Raw genomic sequence first — 21,497 nt, 5'->3', positions numbered from 1 at the left:
GAGGTGCACGTCATGAATCAAGCCAATAATGAACAGGGTCAGGCCCCGGGCAAAGCGCCGCAAGATCAGGCCCTGTGTCCCGAATGCGGGAAACCTGTCTACCAATGCGGCTGCATCGCACGCTGGGAAGACGAAGGGGGCGCCACCGAAGCCGGTCGCCTGGCCGAAGACGGCGAAACGTCGTCATGACACCGGCCACGCGCTGAACCCCATGGGTGCCTCAGGCACGCTGGCCGGCACACAGCCCGTGTGGGCATGTTCCGGCCGCGCGGCTGGTCCGCACGGCCTGCGCGGGCCCGATGGGCGCTGACCCTCGCGCCGATCGCTGGCCCTCGTGCCGCGGCATCGCGTGCCGGGGCATGATTGACATTGCCACGGATTTGCTCTAAATTTTCTGCAGTTCCTGGGGGGGTCCGATGATTCGGGCTGAGATTCCGCAAATGGCTGCGGTGACCCTTAGAACCTGATCCGGCTCATACCGGCGAAGGGAAGGACCACACCACTGCCAGCACCCCTTCCCCTCATTCCTGTCACAGGCAGCCTGCCCCGCATTGCGGCATGCTGCACGCCTGGCACGAACTGCAAGGGGGTTTCCTGCATGCCCGGTACCGGCACCGCCCTGGCGTGGGTCATTCTGTTTTCCGCAGGCTTTGCACTGGCTGGCGTCTGGTATGCTCGCCGCAGCCACGATACGCTCGAAGACTACATCGTGGCCCGCAACAGCCAATCGGCCACCGCCACCATCCTGACCCTGCTGGCCTCATCCCTGGGCGCCTGGATCCTGTTCGCGCCGGCCCAGGCGGCCACCTGGGGCGGCCTGGCTGCCATCACCGGCTACGCCCTGGGCGCCATGTCGCCTCGGCTGGTGATGATTCCGCTGGGGCAGCGCATGCGTGAACTCATCCCGCGCGGCCACACCCTCACCGAATTCGTCATGGCCCGCTACGGTCGCGGCCTGTATGGCCTGATCCTGGTGATCATGCTGTTCTATCTGGGGATCTCGATCACCGCAGAGATCACGGCCATGGCCAAGATCATTGCCCTCATGGCCCCGATCCCCCTGTGGCTCACGGCGGGCATCGTGCTCGGCTGCACGCTGCTGTACACCGCATGGGGGGGGCTGAAGGCATCCATCTTCACCGACAAGATCCAGATGATCATCATCCTGCCATTGCTGCTGGCCCTGGTCGTGCTCGGCTGGCAGGCCAGCGGCGGCATGGATGCCGTGCGCCTGAACCTGCAGGCCAGGGCCCCCCAGTTGCTCGCGCTGGACAATCTGGTCGGCCTGAAGGCGGGCCTGACCTTCTTTGTGGCCATTCTGCTCACCGGGCTGTTCCATCAGGGCAACTGGCAGCGCGTCTATGCGGCCCGCTCCACCAGGGCCATGCGGCGTGGCTTTCTGCTGGGCGGTCTGCTGGTGGGCCCCGTGATTTTCATCATGGGGCTGTTCGGGCTGGTCTTCGTCGCACAGGATGCCGGTTCGGACAGTTCGGTCGCCCTCTTCAGCGTACTGGCCCCCAGGATGCCCGCCCTGTTCATGCTGGCGCTCATCCCGCTGGGGCTGTCCCTGGTCATGAGCAGCGCCGATACCGCCATCAGCGCGGTATCGAGCATGATTGCCGTAGATGCCCGACGCCTCATGCCCGATGCCTCCGCCGCGGTCCTGATGCACTGGTCGCGCCTCGCCATCTACGTGCTGGCGGTGCCCGTCTGGATTGCCTCGGCGCAGGGCTACAGCGTGCTGTACCTGTTCCTGCTGGCCGACCTGTTCTGCTCGGCCGCCGCCTTCCCCGTGTTTTTCGGGCTCTACAGCACCCGCTGCAGCGGCCGCGTGGCCCTGCTGGCCACACTGGCCGGCCTGGCAGCTGGCCTCTGGCTGTTTCCGGCACCAGACGGGCCCATGGATACCCTGCTTGAATCCTTTCTGCTCGCTGCATTGGTGCCGGTATTGGTCACGCTCATATTCGGCCGGCTGTGGCCCGGCACGCGGTATGACCTGCATGGCATGCAGGATCAGATCCGCAGCCTGCCGAATTGACCCGCTGCGCGACAAGCCCCGCTGTTCATGGCAGACAAGGATGGCGCACCCTGCCGAAGCTGATTTTTCAATATGATGGAGATCGATCATGACCCCCGATTTTTCTGCCGGCCCGCTGACCCATGCCCTGTGGCAGGACACGCAGCCCATCGTGCAGCGCATCGAGACCCTGCCGTTTCTCAATGAGCTGGCCCACGGCACCCTCGACCCGGTGGCCTTCGTGCATTACATACGCCAGGACAGCCGCTACCTGAGCGGCTATGCGCGCGCCATGGCCCTGCTCTCGGCGCAAGCGCCCAACCGGGCCGAGTCGCGCTTCTGGGCCGAGTCCTCGGCGCGCGCCATCAGCGTCGAAGAAGGCATGCACCACAGCCTGCTGTCCGACGCGGCGCTGGCCAAAGCCTGTGAGCAACTGGCGGTGCATGCCGGGCCGGCTGAACCCTCACCCACCACCCTGGGCTACGTCTCGTTCCTGATCGCCACCGCCGCCACCCGACCCTATGTGCACGGGGTTGCAGGCGTGCTGCCCTGCTTCTGGGTCTATGCCCACATGGGCAAGGTCCTGGTGCGGCGCGCCGCGCATCTGGGCGCCACGCATCCGTATGCCACCTGGGTGGCCACCTATGACAGCGCCGACTTCGACCGCGCCACCCGTGAGGCGGTTGCGATACTGGAGGCGTGCCTGGCGCGGGCACCGGAATCCGAACGGGACGCCATGCAGGACATTTTCAGGCAGGCCTGCGTGTATGAATGGCATTTCTGGGGCACGGCGCACAACCGCCAGGGCTGGGAACTGGGCTGAACGGCCGCTCCGCGATGCCGAACGGCCCAGCTGGCTCCCGGCCCACAGGGCTCTAGTCGCTCGACCATGCACGGAACGCCTGCGCGATGGCATCACGGTCGGGCCCCTGATGCCGCAACAACAGGGTCAGCAAGACGCGCGCCTTGTGTCCATCGAGCATGCCGGCGCGGATCAGCCCACGCTGCAGCAGGTCCATTTCGCTGCCGCGGTAGCCATACGTATGGGTGAGCACGTCGCCGCTGCCGGTGCGCGACGCCAGGATGACCGGTATGGCCTGCGCCGCCGCCTCCAGGGCATCGGCCAGGGCTTCTGAAACATGGCCACCGCCCGTGGCCTGGATCACCAGGCCATCGAAGGCCTGTGCGGCCAGCAGCGCGCGCACCATTTCGCCCTGGTCGCCCAGGCCGGCGGGCAACAAGGCCACCCGCGCCGGATCCGGTTTGCGCGACTGCGCAATATGAGGCGCTTCGGGCAGACGGCAGGCCAGGCGCAATCGGCCTTCGGTGAGCCAGCCCAGGCGCCCGCATGCGGGTGAGGCGAACGCATCGGGCCGGCTGGTATTCAGTTTGCGCACATAGCGGGCGGCGTGTACCTCGTCATTCATGACGACCACACAGCCCAGACCGTGCGAGGCCGGACTGGCCGCCACCTGAACCGCCGCCAGCAGATTGGCGGGCCCGTCGGCACCCGGCAGGGTCGGGTTGCGCATGGCACCGGTGACCACGAGCGGCACGGCCAGGTCATGCAGGCAATCGAGGGCGAATGCCGTCTCGTCGATCGTGTCCGTACCCTGCGTGATCACGAACCCCTGTGCGCCCCCCTGGGCCAGGTGACGCACGGCGAGCGCCAGCTCTTCGATATCCTCGAACTGCAGCTGGGCGCTGGGCAGCTGCCGGAACGACTGCGCGGTGACCTGCGCCACCTGCTGCAGCTGCGGCACGGCCGCCACCAGCGCCTCGCCCGTGAGCGTGGGGACGACGCCGCCGGCATCGCCCTGGGTCATGGCAATGGTGCCGCCGAGTGAAAGAATGGTGATGGAAGGTCGAGCCATGGGGCCTCCTGAAGGTGAACGGATCAGCTTTGCAGCACAGTTTCGATGGCGTCCACGCAGCGGACCAGCAAACGGGTGACTTCCTTCTGACGGGCGTCCATCATCCGATGGCCGATCGAGGCGACAAACACCGACGCGATCGGCGTGCCGCTTCGATCATGCAACGTACGCCCGATGGCGGTGACATCCAGCGCTGCACTGCCCGCATCGATGGCGATATCACCGCGTGCCCGCGTGTCCTCGATCGATTTCAGGATGCTCTTCGCACTCAGCTGATACGCAGGCAAGCGGGGCTCGATGGCCTTGAGCACTGTCTGGATATCGGCATCGTGCATGGACGCCAGTATGGCCAGGCCGCCTGCGCCGACCCCGAGCGGATGTCGATCCCCTTCGGTGCGCGTCATGGTCTGGATCGGAAAATTGCCCGCAATACGGTTCAGGCAGATCGACTCATAGCCACTGCGGCCGACAAGAAACACCATGTCGCCCGTGGCCTGTGCCAGTGCCTGCAGATCGGGCAGCGAGATTTCGCGCAGATTGGTCTCGGGCAGCGCAGCCAGGCCCAGTTCGTGGATCAGCGGCCCGAGACGGTATCCACGCACCGGGTCGCGCACCACCATGCGTTCGATGATGAGCCGTTGCAACAGACGCTGTGCAGTCGATTTGTCCAGCGCCGCCATGGCGGCGATATCGATCAGGCGCAGGTTCTGATTGTGGCTGGAGGCGATGATCTGCAAAAGCAGCGCGGCGCGCCCGACCGTCTTGGCCGGGGATTGCGCAGAAATCTTCGAGGCAAGCGGCATGATGACACAAAGACAGGTGGGATCCGGGCTCGCAGGCTCGCTCAATACAGCAGATCACGCACCCAGAGCGTGGACACGGGCACATAGGTGACAATGGCCAGGGCCACCAGCATCAACAGCATGAAAGGCATCACGGCCTTGATCGCATCCTTGTAGCTCAGTTTGAATGTGGCCATGCCCACGAACAGGTTCATTCCAAAAGGCGGGCTGATCATGCCGATGGCCAGGTTCATGGAAACCACCGCGCCCAGCTGGATCGGATCGATCCCCGTCTTCAGTGCAGCGGGCATGATCAGCGGCGTGAGGATGATGATAGCCGAATTGACGTCGACCAGCATGCCGGCGATCAGGAAGATCACATTGATGACCAGCAACACCATGACGGCACTGTCGAAAAACCCCACATTGGCCACCAGCTGCGGCACCTGTTCAAGGGTCAGATACCATGTGAGCAGGGACCCCCCGACGATCAGGATCATTACCATGGCGATCACCCGCACGGAGGCGCGCGCGATCACGATCAGCCTGCGCCATGTCAGGCGTTTGTAGACGTAGATCTCGACGAGGACGGCGTATCCAACCGAGACCGCAGCCGCCTCGGTCACGGTCGTGATGCCGCCGTAAATGCCACCCAGTATGATCAGCGGGAAGAAGATCGCCCAGGAGGCGCGCCGCGCGGCCGCCAGAAACGCTTGTGAATCAAAGCGCTGCTGATTGGCCAGCCGGTGTACCCTGACATAGATCTGGGTATAGGCAATCAACAGAACGGCAAAGATCAGCCCGGCACCCAGGCCGGTCAGGAAGGTCTGGGCGATCGACTGGTTGGCCTGCAGCCCATACAGGATGATGGCGACACTGGGGGGTATCAGCATGGACAGCGTGGCCCCCGACAGGATCAGCCCCAGGGCGAAACCCCGGCCATAGCCCCGCTTGAGCAATACCGGATAGGCAATCGGGCCGATACTGACAATGGCCGCCACGCCGACCCCCGAGATCGCCCCGAACAGCATCATGGTCATGATGGTGGCAATCGCCATGCCACCCGGAATATGCCCTACCGTGGTTTCCATCAGACGGACCAGGCGATCGGCGATTTCGCCCCCGGCGATGACGTCGGCCGCGAACATGAACAGGGGCACCGCCAGCAATGCGGGCATGGAAATGCCGTTGACGGCATGCTGCACGACCGCGATGGGCGGTATGCTGAGTTCGAGCCAGCTCAGCCCGGCAATCGCCGGCAGCAGCAGCGACATGAATATGGGCACGGAGATCAACAGCAGGATCACCACGGCCCCAACCACTCCGATGAGCGCCATCTTTCAGTTTCCCAATTGTTTCAGGAGTGCTTGTGCAGCTACGGTCATGGCGCGTCATCCTGCAGATAGTCTCCCGGATAACTCGACCGATCTCCGATGAGCAGCCGCCAGCCGAGAATCAGGGCATTGCAGAACATCAGAACCATGGCCACGGTGATGAAGGCATAGATATAGCCCTGTGAAATGCCCAGGGTCGCCACCCGCCCGCCACGCATGAACAACTGGTAGGCCAGTTGCGCGCCGTACCAGATGAAAAAACCACTGATGACGAGCGCCGTGGCCACCGTCAGCAGGCCGATGGCACGCGACAGGCCCTCTCGGGTACGCGCCATCCGCAGGAAGAAATCCACGCTGACATGACCGTATTGCAGAATGATCACGGCCGCACCGATGAACGTGATCCAGATCATGAAATAGACCGCCAGCGTTTCCGTTCCTATGAACGATTGGCGGATGACGTTGCGGGCGAACACGTTGATGAGCATCAGCGCGCTCAGGGCCAATAGTGCGAGAGCCGCCGTCAGCTCCGCCAGACTGTTGATGCGTTTCATGACTGCGACTCTCTGGACCTGTCAGTTGATGCCCATTTTCTTGAATTCGGCCTCGAAGCCATCGACCAGTTCCTGCCCCTTGGGACCTACGAGTTCGACGTAGTAGTCTCTCACGGCCGGCTCCAGCACATTCTTGATGGCGGCGATTTCTTCAGGGCCGAGTTCAACGATCGTGGTGCCGCTCGCCTTGATCTTTTCCAGATCCTCCGTGATCAGCTTCTCGTTGGCTGCATAGGTGACCTTGCCGCCTTCGTTGATCGCATCGCGGATTTCGGTATGGCAGGCTTCGGGCAGCTTGTCCCAGAATATCTTCGAAATGGCGAAGACCTGGTCCAGGATACCGTGGTTGGTCATCGTGATGTATTTCTGGACCTCATGGAACTTCATGTTGTAGATCAGCGGAATCGGGTTGTCCTGACCACCGATCGTACCGCTCTGCAGCGCCGAATACGTGTCGCCGAAATTCATCGACACGTTCTGCATGCCCAGCAGCTCATTTTGCTTGTGCAGGATCTTGGAAGGCATCACGCGCACGATCAGCCCCTTGAAATCCTCGGGCGTATGCAGCGCCTTGTTCGACGTCCAGTTCTTGTATCCAGTGTGCCACACGCCAGGCACGATGAAGCCATGCGCTTCGGGCAGTTTCAGCAGGTCGTCCATCGCCTCGCTCTGGTAGACCTCGAGCAGTTGCTCGGGGCTGGCCGGCCAGAAGTAGGGTAGATCCAGGATGCCCATGAGTGGTTCATAGGGTACGAGATTGGCGGCCGGAGCGATCATGACCTCGACCCCGCCCAGCTGAACCTGTTCCCAGATGGTCTCGCTGCCCCCCAGTTGATCGGATGGAAAGACCTGTACCTTGATATCGCAGGTCTTGCTGTTGTTCAGCAACTCGGCTACCTTTTGTGCCCCCTGGTCTCTTGGATCACCAGGTGCAGCCGAGTGCGAAATCTTCATGGTGAATTCGGCTGCGTGAGCAGCCGGGGCAAAGGCCACGGCGCCTGCCAGGCAGGTCGCCAGACCCAATGCTGTGAATGTCTTCATTGCAATCTCCTGTGTGTTCATTGGTGTGAAGCGTACTTATTCGTGTGTATCCATCGGCGTCTCCTCAGTTGCTGCGCACCCGCCGACAGGCCGAGGCCCGCCGGCAGGAGGCCATCCATCGATCAGCTCGTGCCCCGATTCACATGGGGTACCGACCACTCTGTCACCTTGGCCGGCGCCAGCACGGGTTCGCCCAGGAACGGTGTCGAAAGGCAGTACAGGCCGCCGTGTGTGGCAACCCACATCAGGCGCCGGTCCCACTCGATGAAGACGGCCTCCGTGGTCCCGCGGCGCCAGCTCATGTAGTCGTCGATCTCCCCGTCCCGCGGCGGCACGAAATAGGCCACTTCCTTGGGCGCTGTCGGATCGGCGATGTCGAACAGGCGAACCCCCGCATTCAGGTAGGACATCGCAACCAGGTTCGGCCGTGCCTTGCCCGGTGCGATCCAGTGCTGCATGACGCGCGAGCTGAAGCGCCCGCGCGCCATGGCGAAATCCTTGTAGGGTGCTTCGGGGTGCGGCATGGGCCGTGGAAACAGCCCGATGATGCGTGGGTTTGTCGGGTCCTTGACATCGATGACGTACGGCAGGTGAAACGGCTCGCGGCAATCGGCCTCGAGCGCTTCGGGCAGTGCAATCACCAGATTCTGCAACTGGGGATGGTCAGTGGCGGATGCCGAGGTGACCGGGACGACATGGTGATAGGGAATCCCGCCAATGGCTTCCAGGGGATGGCTGACCTTGCCGTAGACCTTCGGGTTTTTGATGTCGGACAGGTCATGGACATAAAAACCGAAATGGCCCCAGCCGCCGTAACCGATCGTGCCCCCGTCTTCGACCCGGACCGGCACGATGCACGGGGTGCGGTTGCAGGTCCAGGAGCACTGATCGCCTGCGAACGGATAGGTGCTGCGGTACAGGGCCTCTTCTTCGAGCCGCTGGCCCGGCACCCACCAGCGCGAGACCTCGTGGACTGCGGACGGGTCCGTCATGTCGACGATCATCAGTGCATTGCTGTTGACCCGCTCGGAGCTTTCCATGCGCAACTGATCATCCCACCCGCAGGCCAGATAGGCGTAGCGCCCGCCGTCGTAGAACGGCAGATGAACGCCGTTGCCGGTACTGCCCGTGGCAAATTCATTCAGCAGCACCGGCTTTTCCGGATTGCTGACGTCATAGGTCTTGATACCGCGAAAGCCGGCATACGATGCAGCCTTCTCGCGATATTCGGGGTGATACTTGCCGCGCGGATAGTCGACCGTGCCCGGGGTGAGGGGAATCTGATGCGCCACCACCCGGATCCACTTCTTCAGGCGCTCGTTGTAGACGCAGCTCTGGAAGGGCGACAGGCCCGGCTCTTCGATGGTCGTGGCCGCCTTGGGCTCGGTGATGTCGATCCAGCCGCCCTCGTACGCCAGCAGACGCCGTTCGCCGCTGGTCCACATGCAGGAATGCTCGTCGCCGAAGAAATCCACCTTGATCGACGGATAGAAGGCCACGATTTCCATCGACGAGATGTACTGATTGCGGTCCAGATAGTTCAAGGCCCCGGCAGGCAGGCGCATCGGTACGGTTCCGCCGCCCTGCATGACCCCATGCACGATCTTTTCGCGGGGGGCGGAGGCCTCTTGCTTGTCATTGACGGACATTGTCATACTCCTGAAAAAAGCCATGAATCAGCGCGATCAGACGGCTGCGGGCTGGCCGTGCTGCGCCCGGTACCAGTCGAGCATTTCGGCCCCCGTCATGGGGACGACCCCTTCATGCCCGAGGATGTAGTCGAGCAGTTGTTCGAGATACTTGATCCGATGAGGCACACCAGTCAGGAAAGGGTGTATCGAAATGGACATGACACGCACCGAATCGCTGCTTTCCTGGTAGAGGCGATCGAACTGATCGCGCCCGCGGCGCCATATTTCATCGGAAGGCTGCAGCTGGACGGCGCTCATCACCACGTCGTTGATTTCGACCGGATAAGGCAGCGCCGTCATGGACCCGGCCCGCGTGTTGACGGGCACCGGCTGATCATCGAGCACCCAATTGGCCACGTACTCGATGCCGGCTTCGGCCAGCAGATCGACGGTTTCGTCGGTTTCGGTGAGCCCCGGGCTTTCCCAGCCCCTGGGCGCACGGCCCGTGAGCGCGGTGATGGCCTGCATGGTTCTGGCGATGACCTCGCGCTCGTCGTCGACCGTGTGCATGGGAGTCTGGACATAGCCGTGCCCGATGAATTCCCACCCCGCATCACGTGCGGCCTCACAGGCCTCGGGATAGACCTCGCAGGCACTGCCGTTGAGGGCGACGGTGGCCTTCAGCCTGCGGCTCTGCAGCGCCTCGAGATAACGCCAGAAGCCGACGCGCATGCCGTATTCATGCCAGGCCCAGTTGGGCACGTCGGGCAGCATGGGCTGGCCCATGGGAGGCGGCAGAATGACACGCGGCATGGGCTTTTCAGGGCGCCAGTTCTCGATATTCACGATCACCCAGAGAATGATCTTTCCGTCACCGGGAAGGTGCAGTTTCTTTCTTTTGTGGATCGGCACGTAAGGCACGCGTGCCCGTATGCTGCTTCCAACCTTGGACATCCTGCTTCTCCATCACTGAAGCGCGCCCAGGTTGCAATCCATGCATTCAGGGCTGGCGCTGAATTTGAGAATTCGTGGAACAGTCGGAACCTGCAGATGCTGGACAACCCGTCTGACCAAGCCTATTTCTCACATGAAATCATGCTAGAACCCGGAAAATAGGCTGTCAACAAGAAGAATCCAATTATCTCATTTAATGAGAATAATAGGTATAAACCCCAAGCGTGAAAGTGTGCCGAGACGCCCCATGACCGCACTCGGCGGTTTAAGCTTGAGTCACAGGAGGAAGGCGGCTCGATGCATGCCAATGCGACCAGCGTCTTGCTCGGCGAGAGGTCGTCACGCCCATGGCGGCCGCCCACAACAACGGATGTTTCCCCGATGTCAAACAAGGCCATCATCTCCTGGTCGGCGGCCTGTGCGCTGATTCTTCTTGCACTGAATGTGCGCCTGATTTTCCCCAGCCTGTCAGTGCTGTTGCCCGAGATCATGGAAACAACCGGTCTGTCGGCGGCCGATGCGGGGTATCTGACCACGCTGCCCATGATCTGTCTGGGCCTGTTCGCGCCGCTGGCACCTCTGTGTGCACGCTGGCTCGGCATCGAGCGCACGCTGGTCGCCGCGCTGGTTTTCCTCACCCTGGGCACGGCCGTGCGCGGGTTCTACGGGCTGGGTGGACTGTTTGCCGGGTCCTTGCTGGCAGGCGCCAGCATCGCCGTCTGCAACGTGCTGATGCCGGTACTGGTCAAGCGGGATTTTGCCCGCCATGTGGCCCTGGTCACCGGGCTGTACGTCACCGCAATGAACCTGGGTTCCGCGGCCGCCGCCGCATTCACAATACCGCTCATCCGCCGCCTGGATGCCGGCTGGACAACCGGTCTGGCCCTCTGGGCACTGCCTGTGGCGCTGGTCACCCTGATCTGGCTGCCACGCCTGCGGATCGGGCCCGACCATCACGCACGGGCCGCCCGGGCCGGTGGCATCTGGAAGAACCCCCTGGCCTGGCAAGTCACGATCTACATGGGGCTGCAGTCTTCCATGGCGTATACGGTGCTGGGGTGGCTCGCACCGATTCTGCACGGTCGCGGCCTCGACACGGCGGCAGCCGGCCTCATCACCTCGGCCTGCATCGTGGCCAACCTGCTCGGCAACCTGCTGGCGCCCTTTCTGATCCGGCGAACCGCGGACCAGCGGCTGTTGAGCGTGCTGCTGGCGCTGGCCTGCGGTATTCCACTGACCCTGCTGCTGTTCGTACCCGCCTCGTGGATCTGGCCGCTGGCCATCGTGCAAGGCCTGGCCCAGGGGGCCACATTTGCCACCGCCTTGACCATTATCGTCCTGCGCTCACCCGGTACCCAGACCGCCACCCTGCTCTCGGGCATGGCGCAGAGCGCAGGCTATACCATTGGCGCCCTCGCGCCGCTGCTGATCGGCCTGATCCACCACTGGACCGGCAGTTTTCAGCCTATCGCCGGCTTGCTGGCCGCGATCACGCTGGGCACCAGCGTGGCCGGATGGTCAGCAGGCCGCAACCGGTATGTACGCATTCAGGGGCTCGACCCCGAACCGGCCATGGGCCCCGCGGCCAATGCACAGGCCAAGGCGCCGATTGCGCCCTGACCACGTCGTGCAGCACGCCGGACCTGGTTCGGCCCCGCTCAGCCACAGGCCCCCTGATACCCGCAACTGGTGCAGAACTCACAGCCGTCGCGCCGGATCACCCGGTGCAGGTGACATTCGGGGCATTCGCTGCCGGTCATCTGTGCGGTGAGGTCGCCCGAAGCCCCCCGGGCGGCCGCGCCCGGCAGCCCGGGTGCGGTCTCGGCCTGCACCACGCCCATGGGATCGAGCGGCTCGCCTGATTCATCGAGGATGCCCAGCATGGCATACCGATGGATCAGCAAACGCGCAATGTACGCCTCGGTGGAAGGAAAGGAGCGCGACTGGTCGCTGCCCGGCACCCGCGCCATGAAATCCCCCTGCGGTTCGGCGTAACTCATGAGCTTGCGCAGTTTCATGGCGATCCAGGCCGGATCGACGATGCGCATGTCCAGGCTGAGCAGCTTGAAGAGGCCCTGGAACGCGTGCGGGAACTTGCCCGCCCCCCATACCGAATAGGGCCGCGTGGAGCCATCGGGCATGCGCAGTTCTTTCACCATCAGCACCAGATCGTCACCCGTGGCCGGATTGAGCACATCGCAGACCCAACCCATGGTGCCATCGGTACCGGTCTTGGGCTCGCGCGGCGCGATCAGGGCATCCATCATGGCCGAGGCGGCCGACTCGGGCGCCGCGATGCCCAATGAGCGATGCCGGAACGCCACCAGCCGGGCCAGTGCGGCCACCGTGGACGGCATGCTGATGCACTCGCCGGTTTCCGGATCCGTCATCTGGAACTCGGCCTGCCCGCTGGTGCGCGCCAGCACCTGCAGCTTGCGATCGAGCCAGGGGTAGTCGTCGGTATACATGTCGAGGCTGAGCATCTTGGCCACCGACCCCAGGCCGCGGGGCGGGCGCGCGCCATTGACCCAGATCTCGAACGGCCGGTTCTGCAGATCCGAGACGAACACCACGAAACTGCCCTCGGAGGTTTCTATGGCATCGGAGGCCCAGCAGGATGCCCCGCGCGGCAGGCGCGGCCGGTTGGGCCAGCGCAGGCTGTTGAGCACCGGCTCGATGGTGCGCTTGAGCACCAGGCGCCGATCGGCCTCGGACAGGGAAATCGCCTCGGGCTGTACCGGCGCGCCCGTACTGGCGGACCCGACCGACAGCACCGCGCCGCGCTTGCCGCTGGGCCGGTACGTGGTGATGCCCTTGAGCCCGAGGGTCCAGGCTTCGAGATACAGGTTCTTGAAGTCTTCGTAGGGATAGTCGGCCGGGACATTCACCGTCTTGGAAATGGCGGCATCGACGTGGTCCTTGACTGCAGCCACCATGAGCGCGTGGTCGCGCGCCGAAATCTGCAGCGCCGTGCGGAAATGGCCCGGCAGATCGCCCGAGACATCGCCACCCATGAGCCGGTACAGGCGATAGGCGTGATCCTCGACGGTGTAATCCTGGCGCGAGCCATCGGCCATGCGCTTGCTGCGCGTGTAGGTCCAGGAAAAAGGCGGCTCGATGCCGTTCGACGCGTTGTCCGCAAACGCCAGCGAGATGGTCCCCGTGGGCGCGATCGACGTCAAGTGGCTGTTGCGGATGCCATGCTCGGCAATGACCAGGCGGATGTCTTCGGGCAGACGGCGCGCGAAGCCGCTGTTCAGATAGGCTTCTGCCTCGAAACCCGGGAACGCGCCGCGCTCTTGGGCGAGGGCCACCGATGCCCGATAGGCCGCATGCGCAACCGCCTGCGCGAAGCGCCCCGCCATGGCACGCGCCGGTTCGCTGTCGTAGGGCAGCCCGAGCATGATGAGGGCATCGCCCAGCCCGGTCACCCCCAGGCCGACGCGCCGCTTGAGTGCGGCCTCGGCCGCCTGCTCGGGCAGCGGCCACTGGGTGGCATCGAGCACGTTGTCGAGCATGCGGATAGCCAGGGCCGTGACCTCGGCCAGGCCGGCCCAGTCGACCTCGGGCTCGCCCTGCAGCCCAAACGGATTGTGCACGAAGCGCGTCAGGTCGATGGACCCCAGGCAGCAGCAGCCGTAGGCCGGCAGAGGCTGCTCGCCACACGGATTGGTGGCTTCGAGTACCTCGAGATAGTGCAGATTGTTTTCGCGGTTGATCTGATCGTGGAACAGCACGCCCGGTTCGGCGTAATCGTACGTGGAACGCATGATCTGGTCCCAGAGGTCACGCGCCCGGATTTCGCGATAGACCCACAGGCCGTCGGCACGCTGCCAGGCACCCGCGGCCTTGAGGTCTTCGGAAGGCTCCGCAGGGTGCACCAGCGGAAACAGGGTGTCGTCGACCACCGCCTGCATGAAGGCATCGGTGACGCTGACCGACACGTTGAAGTTGGTGAGTTCCCCGGCCGTCTGCTTGGCCTGCACGAAGGCCTCGACATCGGGGTGCGACACCGACAGCACGCCCATTTGGGCGCCACGCCGCGCCCCGGCCGATTCGACGGTCTCGCAGGAGCGATCGAACACCCGCATATAGGAAATGGGCCCCGAGGCCTTGGACGCCGTACCCTTGACCTGCGCGCCCGCGGGGCGGATGTGGCTGAAGTTGTAGCCCACCCCGCCCCCGCGGCGCATGGTTTCCGCCGCCTTCTGCAAGGCATCGTAGATGCCGGGCAGGCCATCGACCGCGCTGGAGATCGAATCGCCCACCGGCTGCACGAAGCAGTTGATCAGCGTGGCTGCCAGATCGGTGCCGGCCGCGGAATTGATGCGGCCTGCGGGGATGAACCCGCGCTGCTGTGCCTGCAGGAACAGCGCCTCGTAGTGGGCCTGCTGATCGGCCGGCTCGACGGCCGCCAGCGCCCGCGCCACCCGCTGCTGGATTTCGCCGATGCTCGTCTCGCCGCCCTTGGCGTACTTCTCGAGCAGCACCTCGGTGGTGATGACCTGGGGCTCGAGGCCGGTGAATACGTCTTCACGCTTCATGATGGCTCCTGCCCCTGCAACCGTGCGCCCGCATTCCGGTGCCCACGCATTCAGGAGCGACAAGGATTTAAAAGGATTTTATACAATATCTAGTGCTGAGCTGTGTAATATACACTATATATAGACCACAAAACCACCCCATGGCAGCCGTGCCCAGCGCCGCGCCAGAGACCCGCGCGGCGCACCGCAGACCGCGCGGCAAGGCGCGCTGCAAGGTTTACTTTACGCCCATTGCGCGCCAGAAACCATGCGCGCAGAACAGCTTTTTCGGTGTGCTGCGGCCGCCATGGAATCGGGCAATCGAGCATCGAGCGCCCCGGAGCCCGGCCGCCCGGCCATCATACAGTTTGCTTATGATTTCCAGCTATATGAAGCTGTGTCAAAATGCGCAGGTCCATTGCACAAGGAGACGTCATGAAGCGCGACACCATCGCCATCCACGGCGGTTTTGCCGGCGATCCGCAGACCCACTCGGTTGCGGTGCCCATCTACCAGACCACCAGCTATTATTTTGATGACACGCAGCATGGGGCCGACCTGTTCGACCTGAAGGTCCCCGGCAACATCTACACGCGCATCATGAACCCCACCACCGATGTGCTCGAGAACCGCGTGGCACAACTCGAGGGCGGCGCAGCCGGGCTGGCGTTTGCCTCGGGCATGGCGGCCATCACGGCCTGTGTGCTCACGGTCGCCAAGGCGGGCGACAACATCGTGGCCACCAGCCAGGTCTACGGCGGCACCTATACGTTCCTGCGCCACACGCTGAACGACCTGGGCATCGAGGCGCGCCTGGTCGACGGCCGCGATCCACAGGCCTTCGAGCGCGCCATCGACGACCGCACCCGCCTGGTGTACTGCGAGTCGGTGGGCAACCCCGCCGGCAACGTCGTCGACATCGCCGCCCTGGCCGAAATCGCACACGCCCATGGCATCCCCCTGGCGGTCGACAATACCGTGCCCACGCCCGCCCTGTGCCGGCCCATCGAACACGGGGCCGACATCGTCATCCACGCCCTCACCAAATACCTGGGCGGCCACGGCACCAGCATTGGCGGCATCCTGATCGACGCGGGCCGCTTCCCCTGGAAAGACAACCCGCGCTTCCCGCAATTCAATGAGCCCGAACCCGCCTATCACGGGGTTGTCTACGCCGATGACTTCGCTGCAGTCCCGCTGGCCGGCCGGGCGCGTACCGTGGCCCTGCGCAACACCGGCGGCGCCATCTCGCCATTCAACGCCTTCCTGATCCTGCAAGGCATCGAAACCCTGGGCCTGCGCATGGAGCGCCACTGCCAGAACGCCCTGGCCCTGGCCAGATACCTGCAGGGCCACCCCAAAGTGGCCTGGGTCAACTTTGCCGGCCTCGAAGACAACCGGGATTACGCACTGGCACAGAAATACATCGACGGTGGTATTCCATCCTCGCTGTTCAGCTTCGGGGTCAAGGGCGGCATCGAGGCCTGCACGCGCTTCATGGACCAGTTGCAGATCATCAAGCGGCTGGTGAACATCGGCGATGCCAAGACGCTGGCCTGCCATCCGGCGACCACCACGCACCGTCAACTCAGCGACGAAGAGCTCGTCACGGCAGGGGTCAGCAAGGATCTGGTGCGCCTGTGCGTGGGGATCGAGCACATCGACGATCTGGTCGACGACATCGAGCAAGCCCTGGCCGTGGCCTGAGCACGCACCCGAACGATCCGTAGCCGATTTTTTTCCGAGAGACCCGAATGCCCTTCATCAAGATCCACCTTGCTGCCGAGCGAAGCAGCGAGCAAAAGAAAAGCCTGGTGCAGGAATGTGCCAGTGCCGTATCCAGCGCACTGGACGTTTCCGGCAGCGTCGTCCATGTGTTCCTGGATTCATACGGCGCCGACAGTGCGTTGATCGGGCAGGACCCTGCCGCAGAAATGGTGCTCTTCGAAGTCTATCTGCTCGAAGGCCGCAGCGCACAGGAAAAGGAAGCCGCCATCGCGGCACTGGATGCCGCCGGTGTACGCTGTCTGGGGGTCTCGGCCAAGGCATCGCGCGTCATCATCCACGATCTGGCGCGCGAAAACTACGGCACCACCGGCGGGATCAGCGCCCTGAAGGCCGGCCTGTAGGGCGCACAGGCAAGCTGCGCAGCATCGTGCCCGCTGCAGGCCAGCAGCACGGCCTGACAGCGCGCGATGCTGCACTGCACTAGGCACGCTTGCCACTGATGCAGATCGGGCTTGCGCGCACAGGCGAGCCCGCGCTCAGCCCAATGCCGTGTCGAGCAGCATCATCACCACGAAGCCTATCATCAGCCCGCAGGTGGCCAGGGCCTCATGGCCGGCACGGTGCGACTCGGGGATGATCTCGTGGCTGATCACGAACAGCATGGCGCCTGCGGCAAAGCCCAGCCCCCAGGGCAGCAAGGCGGCTGACCAGCCTACGGCGAGCGCGCCCAGCACGGCCGCGATGGGCTCCACCAGCCCCGAGGCCATGCCCAGCAGCACCGAAAACCGGCGTTCATACCCGACCGCCATCAACGCCACGGCCACGACCAGGCCCTCGGGAATGTCCTGGATGGCAATCCCCGTGGCCAGCGCCGTACCGCGCAACACGTCGGTGCCGGCGTAGCCCACGCCAATCGCCAGGCCCTCGGGCACGTTGTGCAATGCAATGGCGAACACGAACAGCCAGGTGCGGCGCAGACGGGTGGATTCCACCCCCTCGCGCCCCTTGACGAAGTGCTCATGGGGCAGGAAACGCTCGAAGCCGAGCAGCACGAGAGCCCCCAGCAGAATCGCCGAACCGACGATGAGCCCTGCCCCCCAGGGCCCATGGCCCAGGTCGGCAGCAGCCTCCAGGCCCGGCATCGTCAGCGAGAAGGCACTGGCCGCCAGCATGACCCCGGCCCCGAAGCCCAGCAGCGCGTCCTGTGTGCGGGTCGACAGCGCCCGCACCGTCAGGATGGGCAAGGTGCCCAGGGCCGTGGCACCCGCAGCCGCCAGGCCGCCGATCAGCGCCATGCCAGCCATGGGGTCGACGCGATCCAGCCAGCGCCAGAGCAGCCAGAGCGCTGCGAGCAGCACAATGGCGGCCACCAGCAGGGCCAGGGCAATAAATGTCTTGTGAAAGGATGAGCGCATGGCGGATCAGAGTAAAGTGGCATTCTAATCCATGGCGATTCCGACCCGACGCACCCCGGACCCGCGGCGCCATGGTTCTACAACCTGCAGGAGACCCCATGAAAAAACCGCTGGACTTCTACTTCGATTTTTCCTCACCTTATGCTTACCTTGCCAGCACCCGGATCGAGGCGCTGGGCCAGGAACTGGGCCGCGATGTGGTCTGGCGCCCCATCCTGCTGGGCCCGATGTTCCAGGCCATGGGCAGTGGCCCCCTGGTCGACATCCCGCTCAAGGGCGCCTACGCCGAGCGCGACTTCGCACGTTCGGCGCAGCTGTTCGACATCCCTTACCAGCGGCCCGACCCCTTTCCCATCGCCACCGTCGGCGCGGCGCGCGCCACGCTGTTCCTGCGCGCGCAAGGGGGCAATCTGGCGGCCGCCTTCGCCCACCGCGTGTTCGATGCCTACTATGTGCAAGGGCAGGACATCCGCGACGCCGCGATACTGCGGGCGCAGGCACAGGCCATCGGGTTCGATCCGGCCGCGCTCGAACAGGGCATGGCCGATCCCGCCATCAAGGCGGCGCTCAAGCAGGACGTCGCCGATGCCATGGGCCGCGGCGTGTTCGGCTCGCCGTTCGTATTCGTGGACGATGAACCCTTCTGGGGCTTCGACCGCTTCGACCACATCCGCCGCTGGGCCGCTCGTCAGGCGGGCTGACCCGTCGACCGCAGGTCGGCAGCGGAGCCAGGCCCTCAGCGTGCAGCGGACAGGCTCCCGGCCTGGTTTGGCCAGGCCCGCAGGAACGCCATCAGCACCCGGGCGGCATTGTCGGCGGCGATATTCATGAAAGCGTACATTTCATTTTCGGCGGCACCGCCACCGGCCAGATCACTCAGCGACCGAAAGGCGATGAACGGGACACGATTGCGCCAGGCCACCTGGGCACAGGCGGCGCTTTCCATGTCGAGCACGTTGGCCTCGAAGGTATCGAACACGTAGCGCCGAAAATCTGCGTTGTCCATGAACGCCTGACCCGAGACACCGTTGCCGCCCACGATCACCCTGGGTGTGTGTTGAACACAGCGCTGGCGCTGATCGCAGGCGCGCAGGGGTTCGCTGCGAATCCGGCGCGCCACCTCGAGCATCTGCGCATCGGCCGCAAACCAGAATTTCTCCTGGATCGGCGTCTCGCCAGCTCGCCGTACACGCACGGGCCGCGGCTGCATGGCGCCGTAGGGCGCGAAATCCAGTGTCGTCTTGCCCCTGGGCGGCTGGAACTGCCCCGGCGCGCGTTCGCGCATCATCACCATCTCGAGATACTGCCCCCAGCGCTCCGGCACGGCGACATCACCCAGATTCAGGGCAGGATTCACGCCTCCGGCAATGCCACTGAAGACCAGGTGCGTGGCATTGAACCGATCGAAGAGCAGCTGGGTATTCATGGCGGCGTTCACCATGCTCACACCGCTCAGCATGAGCACGACGGGCTGGCCTTCGAGTACCCCCAGATCGAAATCCACCCCGTCCGAGGTCAGGCGTACGGCCTGTTCCAGATGTTGCCGCAGCAGCGCCAATTCAGGAGCAAAAGCCGACATGATGGCCATGCGTGGGGTGCCCTCGAGCCAGCCTGCGGAGGCCGCACGAACCTGGGCGACAGGCGCCGCCTGTACCGGACCGGAAACATCCGTGTCTTGCGCATGGGCCCCGGTGCACGAGAACACGCCCAGCGTGCCCAGCACGAGCAGCACGCCCAGCAGCCACGACCGGCAGAGCCCGCGCACGCGGCATGGAAAGCGGGATCGTGCACTCATGACAGGACCTCCGGGCCTGGCGTCGGCCCAGAGCCCGGCCCCATGTGCGCCCCGACCCGATGCTCATCCGACACGCTGCCGGATCGTGCGCTGTCGGACCGCACGCTTTCCTGCCGCACGCTTTCCGGCTGCACGCTTTCCGGCTGCACGCTTTCCTGCCGCACGCTTTCCGGCTGCACCCCTGAAGGCGCTGGCTCGGCCGCGCCATCCGGCAGGATCTCGGTCAGGCGGTGGACTTCGATATCGGCATGCAATCCGGCCAGATCGGGCATCTCGGCCCCCGCTCGAATGGACAGGTCCGAAAACCGGTTCACCTTGCCGTACAGGCCCTGCTGGCCCGCCACCGCCGTGACCGCGCGGTTGTAGTGGCCCACCGCGCTGCCCAGCGTCTGGCCCAGTTTCTGCAGCCGCTCGGCCACCCGGACCACCTGGCGGTAGACATCGCCTGCCATGTCGCTCAGGGCACGCGCCTGCTCATTGCTGCGCGCCAGCATCCAGAGGCTCGCCACTGTACGCAAGATCGGCATCAGGGTCGTATGGGATACCAGAACCACATTCTGGCGATAGGCCCAGTCGAACAGTGCCTTGTCGTGGCGCAGTGCCTCGATGTAGGCGGGTTCCACCGGCATGAACATCAGCACGAAGCCCGGGCTGCGCAAGCCGATCAGGCGCGCGTAATCCTTGCCGGCCAGATCGGCCACGTGCTGGCGTACGGCCTGCACATGTGCCGCCAGCGCCTGGTTGCGCGCCTCGGGGGTCTCGGCGGCCACGGCCTGTTCCCAGGCCACCAGGGAGACTTTGCTGTCGAGCACCATGTGCTTGCCATCGGGCAGCAGGACCAGAAAATCGGGCAGCCGACGCTGGCCGGACTCGTCGCGCAGGCTGGCCTGGCTGCGGTAGTGCTCATCGCGCACCAGCCCCGCCACCTGCAGGCTGCGCTCGAGTTGCATCTCGCCCCAATTGCCGGCCGTTTTCTTGTCGCCACGCAGGGCCGAACTGAGCGCCTGGGCCTCGGCACTCATTTTCAGGCCCATCTCGCGCACCTGCCCGATGTCTGCAGACAACCGGGCCTGGCCGCGCACGGCGGCCTCGTGCACCTCGTTGATGCGCTGGCGGAACTGCTCGACCTGCTCACGAAACGGCAGCAGGACGTGCGTGAGTTCGCTGCGCCCGGATTCCGCAAAGCGGCGCGACTTCTCTTCGAGCACCTGGCTCGCCAATTGCTCGAACTCGACCCGCAGACTGGCCCGGGCGGCCTCGAACCCGGCCTGCATGACCTGCAGCGCCGCCTGCTTTTCATCGAGTGCCGCCTGCGCCCGGGCGAGGGCCAGTTCGGCCTGCTGCGCCTGCTGGCGCCAATGCTCGATGGCCTGCACCTGCCCGTCGCTTTGCCCCTGCAGGGCTTCGACCTGCGCCTGCAGCCGGGCCGCGTGCTCGAGGCGCCCGGCATCCACAGCCAGGCGCCTGAAGTGCCCTCGAAGGGCCACGCCACCCGCCACCAGAATCAGCACCAGGAGGCCCAGAGCGGCGATGGCCTGCATATCGGGATTCAATGAAAACACGGTTGACATCCTCTCCCGCCTAAAATCGGGGGATTCCTACGGCGCTCACCCCAGCATCGAGCCGGAATGAGCTGCTTCGGTGGGTTCCTGCTGCTGGCGACATTACTGCATCGCTCACTTCACAGGCGAACCGGGCGTGTCCCGCCCTTAGTACATTGATCGCGCCGACCAGATCGGCGTGTTCCTCGAAACCGCACGCCACGCACCGGAACTGTGCCTGCGTCTGGCGGTTGTCCGCCGACACATGACCACAGCACGGACAGGTTCGACTGGTGTTCTGCGGCGGC

At 64.5% G+C, this 21,497-nt stretch carries 19 protein-coding genes and 1 riboswitch; of the genes, 7 read left to right on the top strand and 12 right to left on the bottom strand.

From position 1 onward, the window contains the following. The first annotated feature begins 12 nt into the window (after window positions 1-12). The 3 genes from WCY17_RS05135 (at window position 13) to WCY17_RS05125 (ending at window position 2,840) form a co-directional block, all read left to right on the top strand. Window positions 13-189, top strand: a complete 177-nt coding sequence (locus WCY17_RS05135) for a hypothetical protein (protein ID WP_372701101.1) — start codon at window positions 13-15, stop codon at window positions 187-189. 206 nt (window positions 190-395) lie between these two features. Further along, window positions 396-507, top strand: a riboswitch (TPP riboswitch). Between the two features lie 91 nt (window positions 508-598). Further along, window positions 599-2,038 carry a sodium:solute symporter gene (locus tag WCY17_RS05130; RefSeq protein ID WP_372701100.1) on the top strand — a complete coding sequence of 480 codons (1,440 nt, stop codon included), beginning with the start codon at window positions 599-601 and terminating at the stop codon, window positions 2,036-2,038. A gap of 88 nt (window positions 2,039-2,126) precedes the next feature. After that, a complete protein-coding gene (locus WCY17_RS05125) occupies window positions 2,127-2,840 on the top strand; it encodes a TenA family protein (RefSeq protein WP_372701099.1) in 714 nt (237 codons plus the stop codon). Window positions 2,841-2,892: 52 nt separating this feature from the next. Here WCY17_RS05125 and WCY17_RS05120 read toward each other — a convergent pair whose 3' ends face one another. The 7 genes from WCY17_RS05120 to WCY17_RS05090 all read right to left on the bottom strand — a co-directional run bounded on the left by WCY17_RS05120 (window position 2,893) and on the right by WCY17_RS05090 (window position 10,187). Beyond that, on the bottom strand, window positions 2,893-3,891 hold the full coding sequence (locus WCY17_RS05120) for an asparaginase (protein WP_372701098.1): 999 nt from the start codon (window positions 3,889-3,891) through the stop codon (window positions 2,893-2,895). Between the two features lie 23 nt (window positions 3,892-3,914). Further along, complete coding sequence (locus WCY17_RS05115; protein ID WP_372701097.1) at window positions 3,915-4,694, bottom strand: IclR family transcriptional regulator; 780 nt, start codon at window positions 4,692-4,694, stop codon at window positions 3,915-3,917. Window positions 4,695-4,735: 41 nt separating this feature from the next. Next, the gene (locus WCY17_RS05110; RefSeq protein ID WP_372701096.1) at window positions 4,736-6,010 is read right to left on the bottom strand and encodes a TRAP transporter large permease; all 1,275 of its coding nucleotides are present in this window, start codon (window positions 6,008-6,010) and stop codon (window positions 4,736-4,738) included. Window positions 6,011-6,054: 44 nt separating this feature from the next. After that, window positions 6,055-6,561 (bottom strand): TRAP transporter small permease, encoded by a 507-nt coding sequence (locus tag WCY17_RS05105; RefSeq protein WP_372701095.1) that lies wholly within the window; start codon window positions 6,559-6,561, stop codon window positions 6,055-6,057. Window positions 6,562-6,582: 21 nt separating this feature from the next. Continuing rightward, window positions 6,583-7,602 carry a TRAP transporter substrate-binding protein gene (locus WCY17_RS05100; protein ID WP_372701094.1) on the bottom strand — a complete coding sequence of 340 codons (1,020 nt, stop codon included), beginning with the start codon at window positions 7,600-7,602 and terminating at the stop codon, window positions 6,583-6,585. 122 nt (window positions 7,603-7,724) lie between these two features. Then, the gene (locus tag WCY17_RS05095) at window positions 7,725-9,251 is read right to left on the bottom strand and encodes an LVIVD repeat-containing protein (protein WP_372701093.1); all 1,527 of its coding nucleotides are present in this window, start codon (window positions 9,249-9,251) and stop codon (window positions 7,725-7,727) included. 36 nt (window positions 9,252-9,287) lie between these two features. Next, the gene (locus WCY17_RS05090; protein WP_372701092.1) at window positions 9,288-10,187 is read right to left on the bottom strand and encodes a polysaccharide deacetylase family protein; all 900 of its coding nucleotides are present in this window, start codon (window positions 10,185-10,187) and stop codon (window positions 9,288-9,290) included. Window positions 10,188-10,568: 381 nt separating this feature from the next. Between WCY17_RS05090 and WCY17_RS05085 the strand changes: the two genes are divergently transcribed. Further along, window positions 10,569-11,807, top strand: a complete 1,239-nt coding sequence (locus WCY17_RS05085; protein ID WP_372701091.1) for a CynX/NimT family MFS transporter — start codon at window positions 10,569-10,571, stop codon at window positions 11,805-11,807. Between the two features lie 38 nt (window positions 11,808-11,845). On the opposite strand, the gene WCY17_RS05080 is transcribed toward WCY17_RS05085, so the two are convergent. Further along, window positions 11,846-14,731 (bottom strand): adenosylcobalamin-dependent ribonucleoside-diphosphate reductase, encoded by a 2,886-nt coding sequence (locus tag WCY17_RS05080; protein ID WP_372701090.1) that lies wholly within the window; start codon window positions 14,729-14,731, stop codon window positions 11,846-11,848. A gap of 414 nt (window positions 14,732-15,145) precedes the next feature. Between WCY17_RS05080 and WCY17_RS05075 the strand changes: the two genes are divergently transcribed. Then, entirely contained in the window at window positions 15,146-16,417 is a 1,272-nt protein-coding gene (locus tag WCY17_RS05075) for an O-acetylhomoserine aminocarboxypropyltransferase/cysteine synthase family protein (RefSeq protein WP_372701089.1), read from the top strand. 47 nt (window positions 16,418-16,464) lie between these two features. Then, window positions 16,465-16,839: a tautomerase family protein gene (locus WCY17_RS05070; protein ID WP_372701088.1), complete on the top strand. Its 375-nt coding sequence runs from the start codon at window positions 16,465-16,467 to the stop codon at window positions 16,837-16,839. Between the two features lie 135 nt (window positions 16,840-16,974). Here the strand turns inward: WCY17_RS05070 and WCY17_RS05065 are convergent, their stop codons facing one another. Beyond that, window positions 16,975-17,853: a ZIP family metal transporter gene (locus WCY17_RS05065; RefSeq protein WP_372701087.1), complete on the bottom strand. Its 879-nt coding sequence runs from the start codon at window positions 17,851-17,853 to the stop codon at window positions 16,975-16,977. Window positions 17,854-17,951: 98 nt separating this feature from the next. Between WCY17_RS05065 and WCY17_RS05060 the strand changes: the two genes are divergently transcribed. Next, a complete protein-coding gene (locus WCY17_RS05060; RefSeq protein WP_372701086.1) occupies window positions 17,952-18,554 on the top strand; it encodes a 2-hydroxychromene-2-carboxylate isomerase in 603 nt (200 codons plus the stop codon). Window positions 18,555-18,589: 35 nt separating this feature from the next. On the opposite strand, the gene WCY17_RS05055 is transcribed toward WCY17_RS05060, so the two are convergent. The 3 genes from WCY17_RS05055 to WCY17_RS05045 form a co-directional block, all read right to left on the bottom strand. Further along, window positions 18,590-19,648 carry a 5'-methylthioadenosine/S-adenosylhomocysteine nucleosidase gene (locus WCY17_RS05055; RefSeq protein ID WP_372701085.1) on the bottom strand — a complete coding sequence of 353 codons (1,059 nt, stop codon included), beginning with the start codon at window positions 19,646-19,648 and terminating at the stop codon, window positions 18,590-18,592. Next, window positions 19,645-21,219, bottom strand: a complete 1,575-nt coding sequence (locus WCY17_RS05050; protein WP_372701084.1) for a DNA recombination protein RmuC — start codon at window positions 21,217-21,219, stop codon at window positions 19,645-19,647. Before WCY17_RS05050 ends, WCY17_RS05055 begins: the two co-directional genes overlap by 4 nt. A gap of 10 nt (window positions 21,220-21,229) precedes the next feature. Beyond that, window positions 21,230-21,497: zinc ribbon domain-containing protein (locus WCY17_RS05045; protein ID WP_372701083.1), on the bottom strand; the 268-nt coding region annotated here is incomplete at its 5' end.

Source organism: Castellaniella sp., assembly GCF_041677825.1.
Classification (GTDB): Bacteria; Pseudomonadota; Gammaproteobacteria; order Burkholderiales; family Burkholderiaceae_B; genus Castellaniella.
The sequence above is the reverse complement of the archived record's forward strand: the minus strand, read 5'-3'. Positions and strand labels throughout refer to the sequence as shown.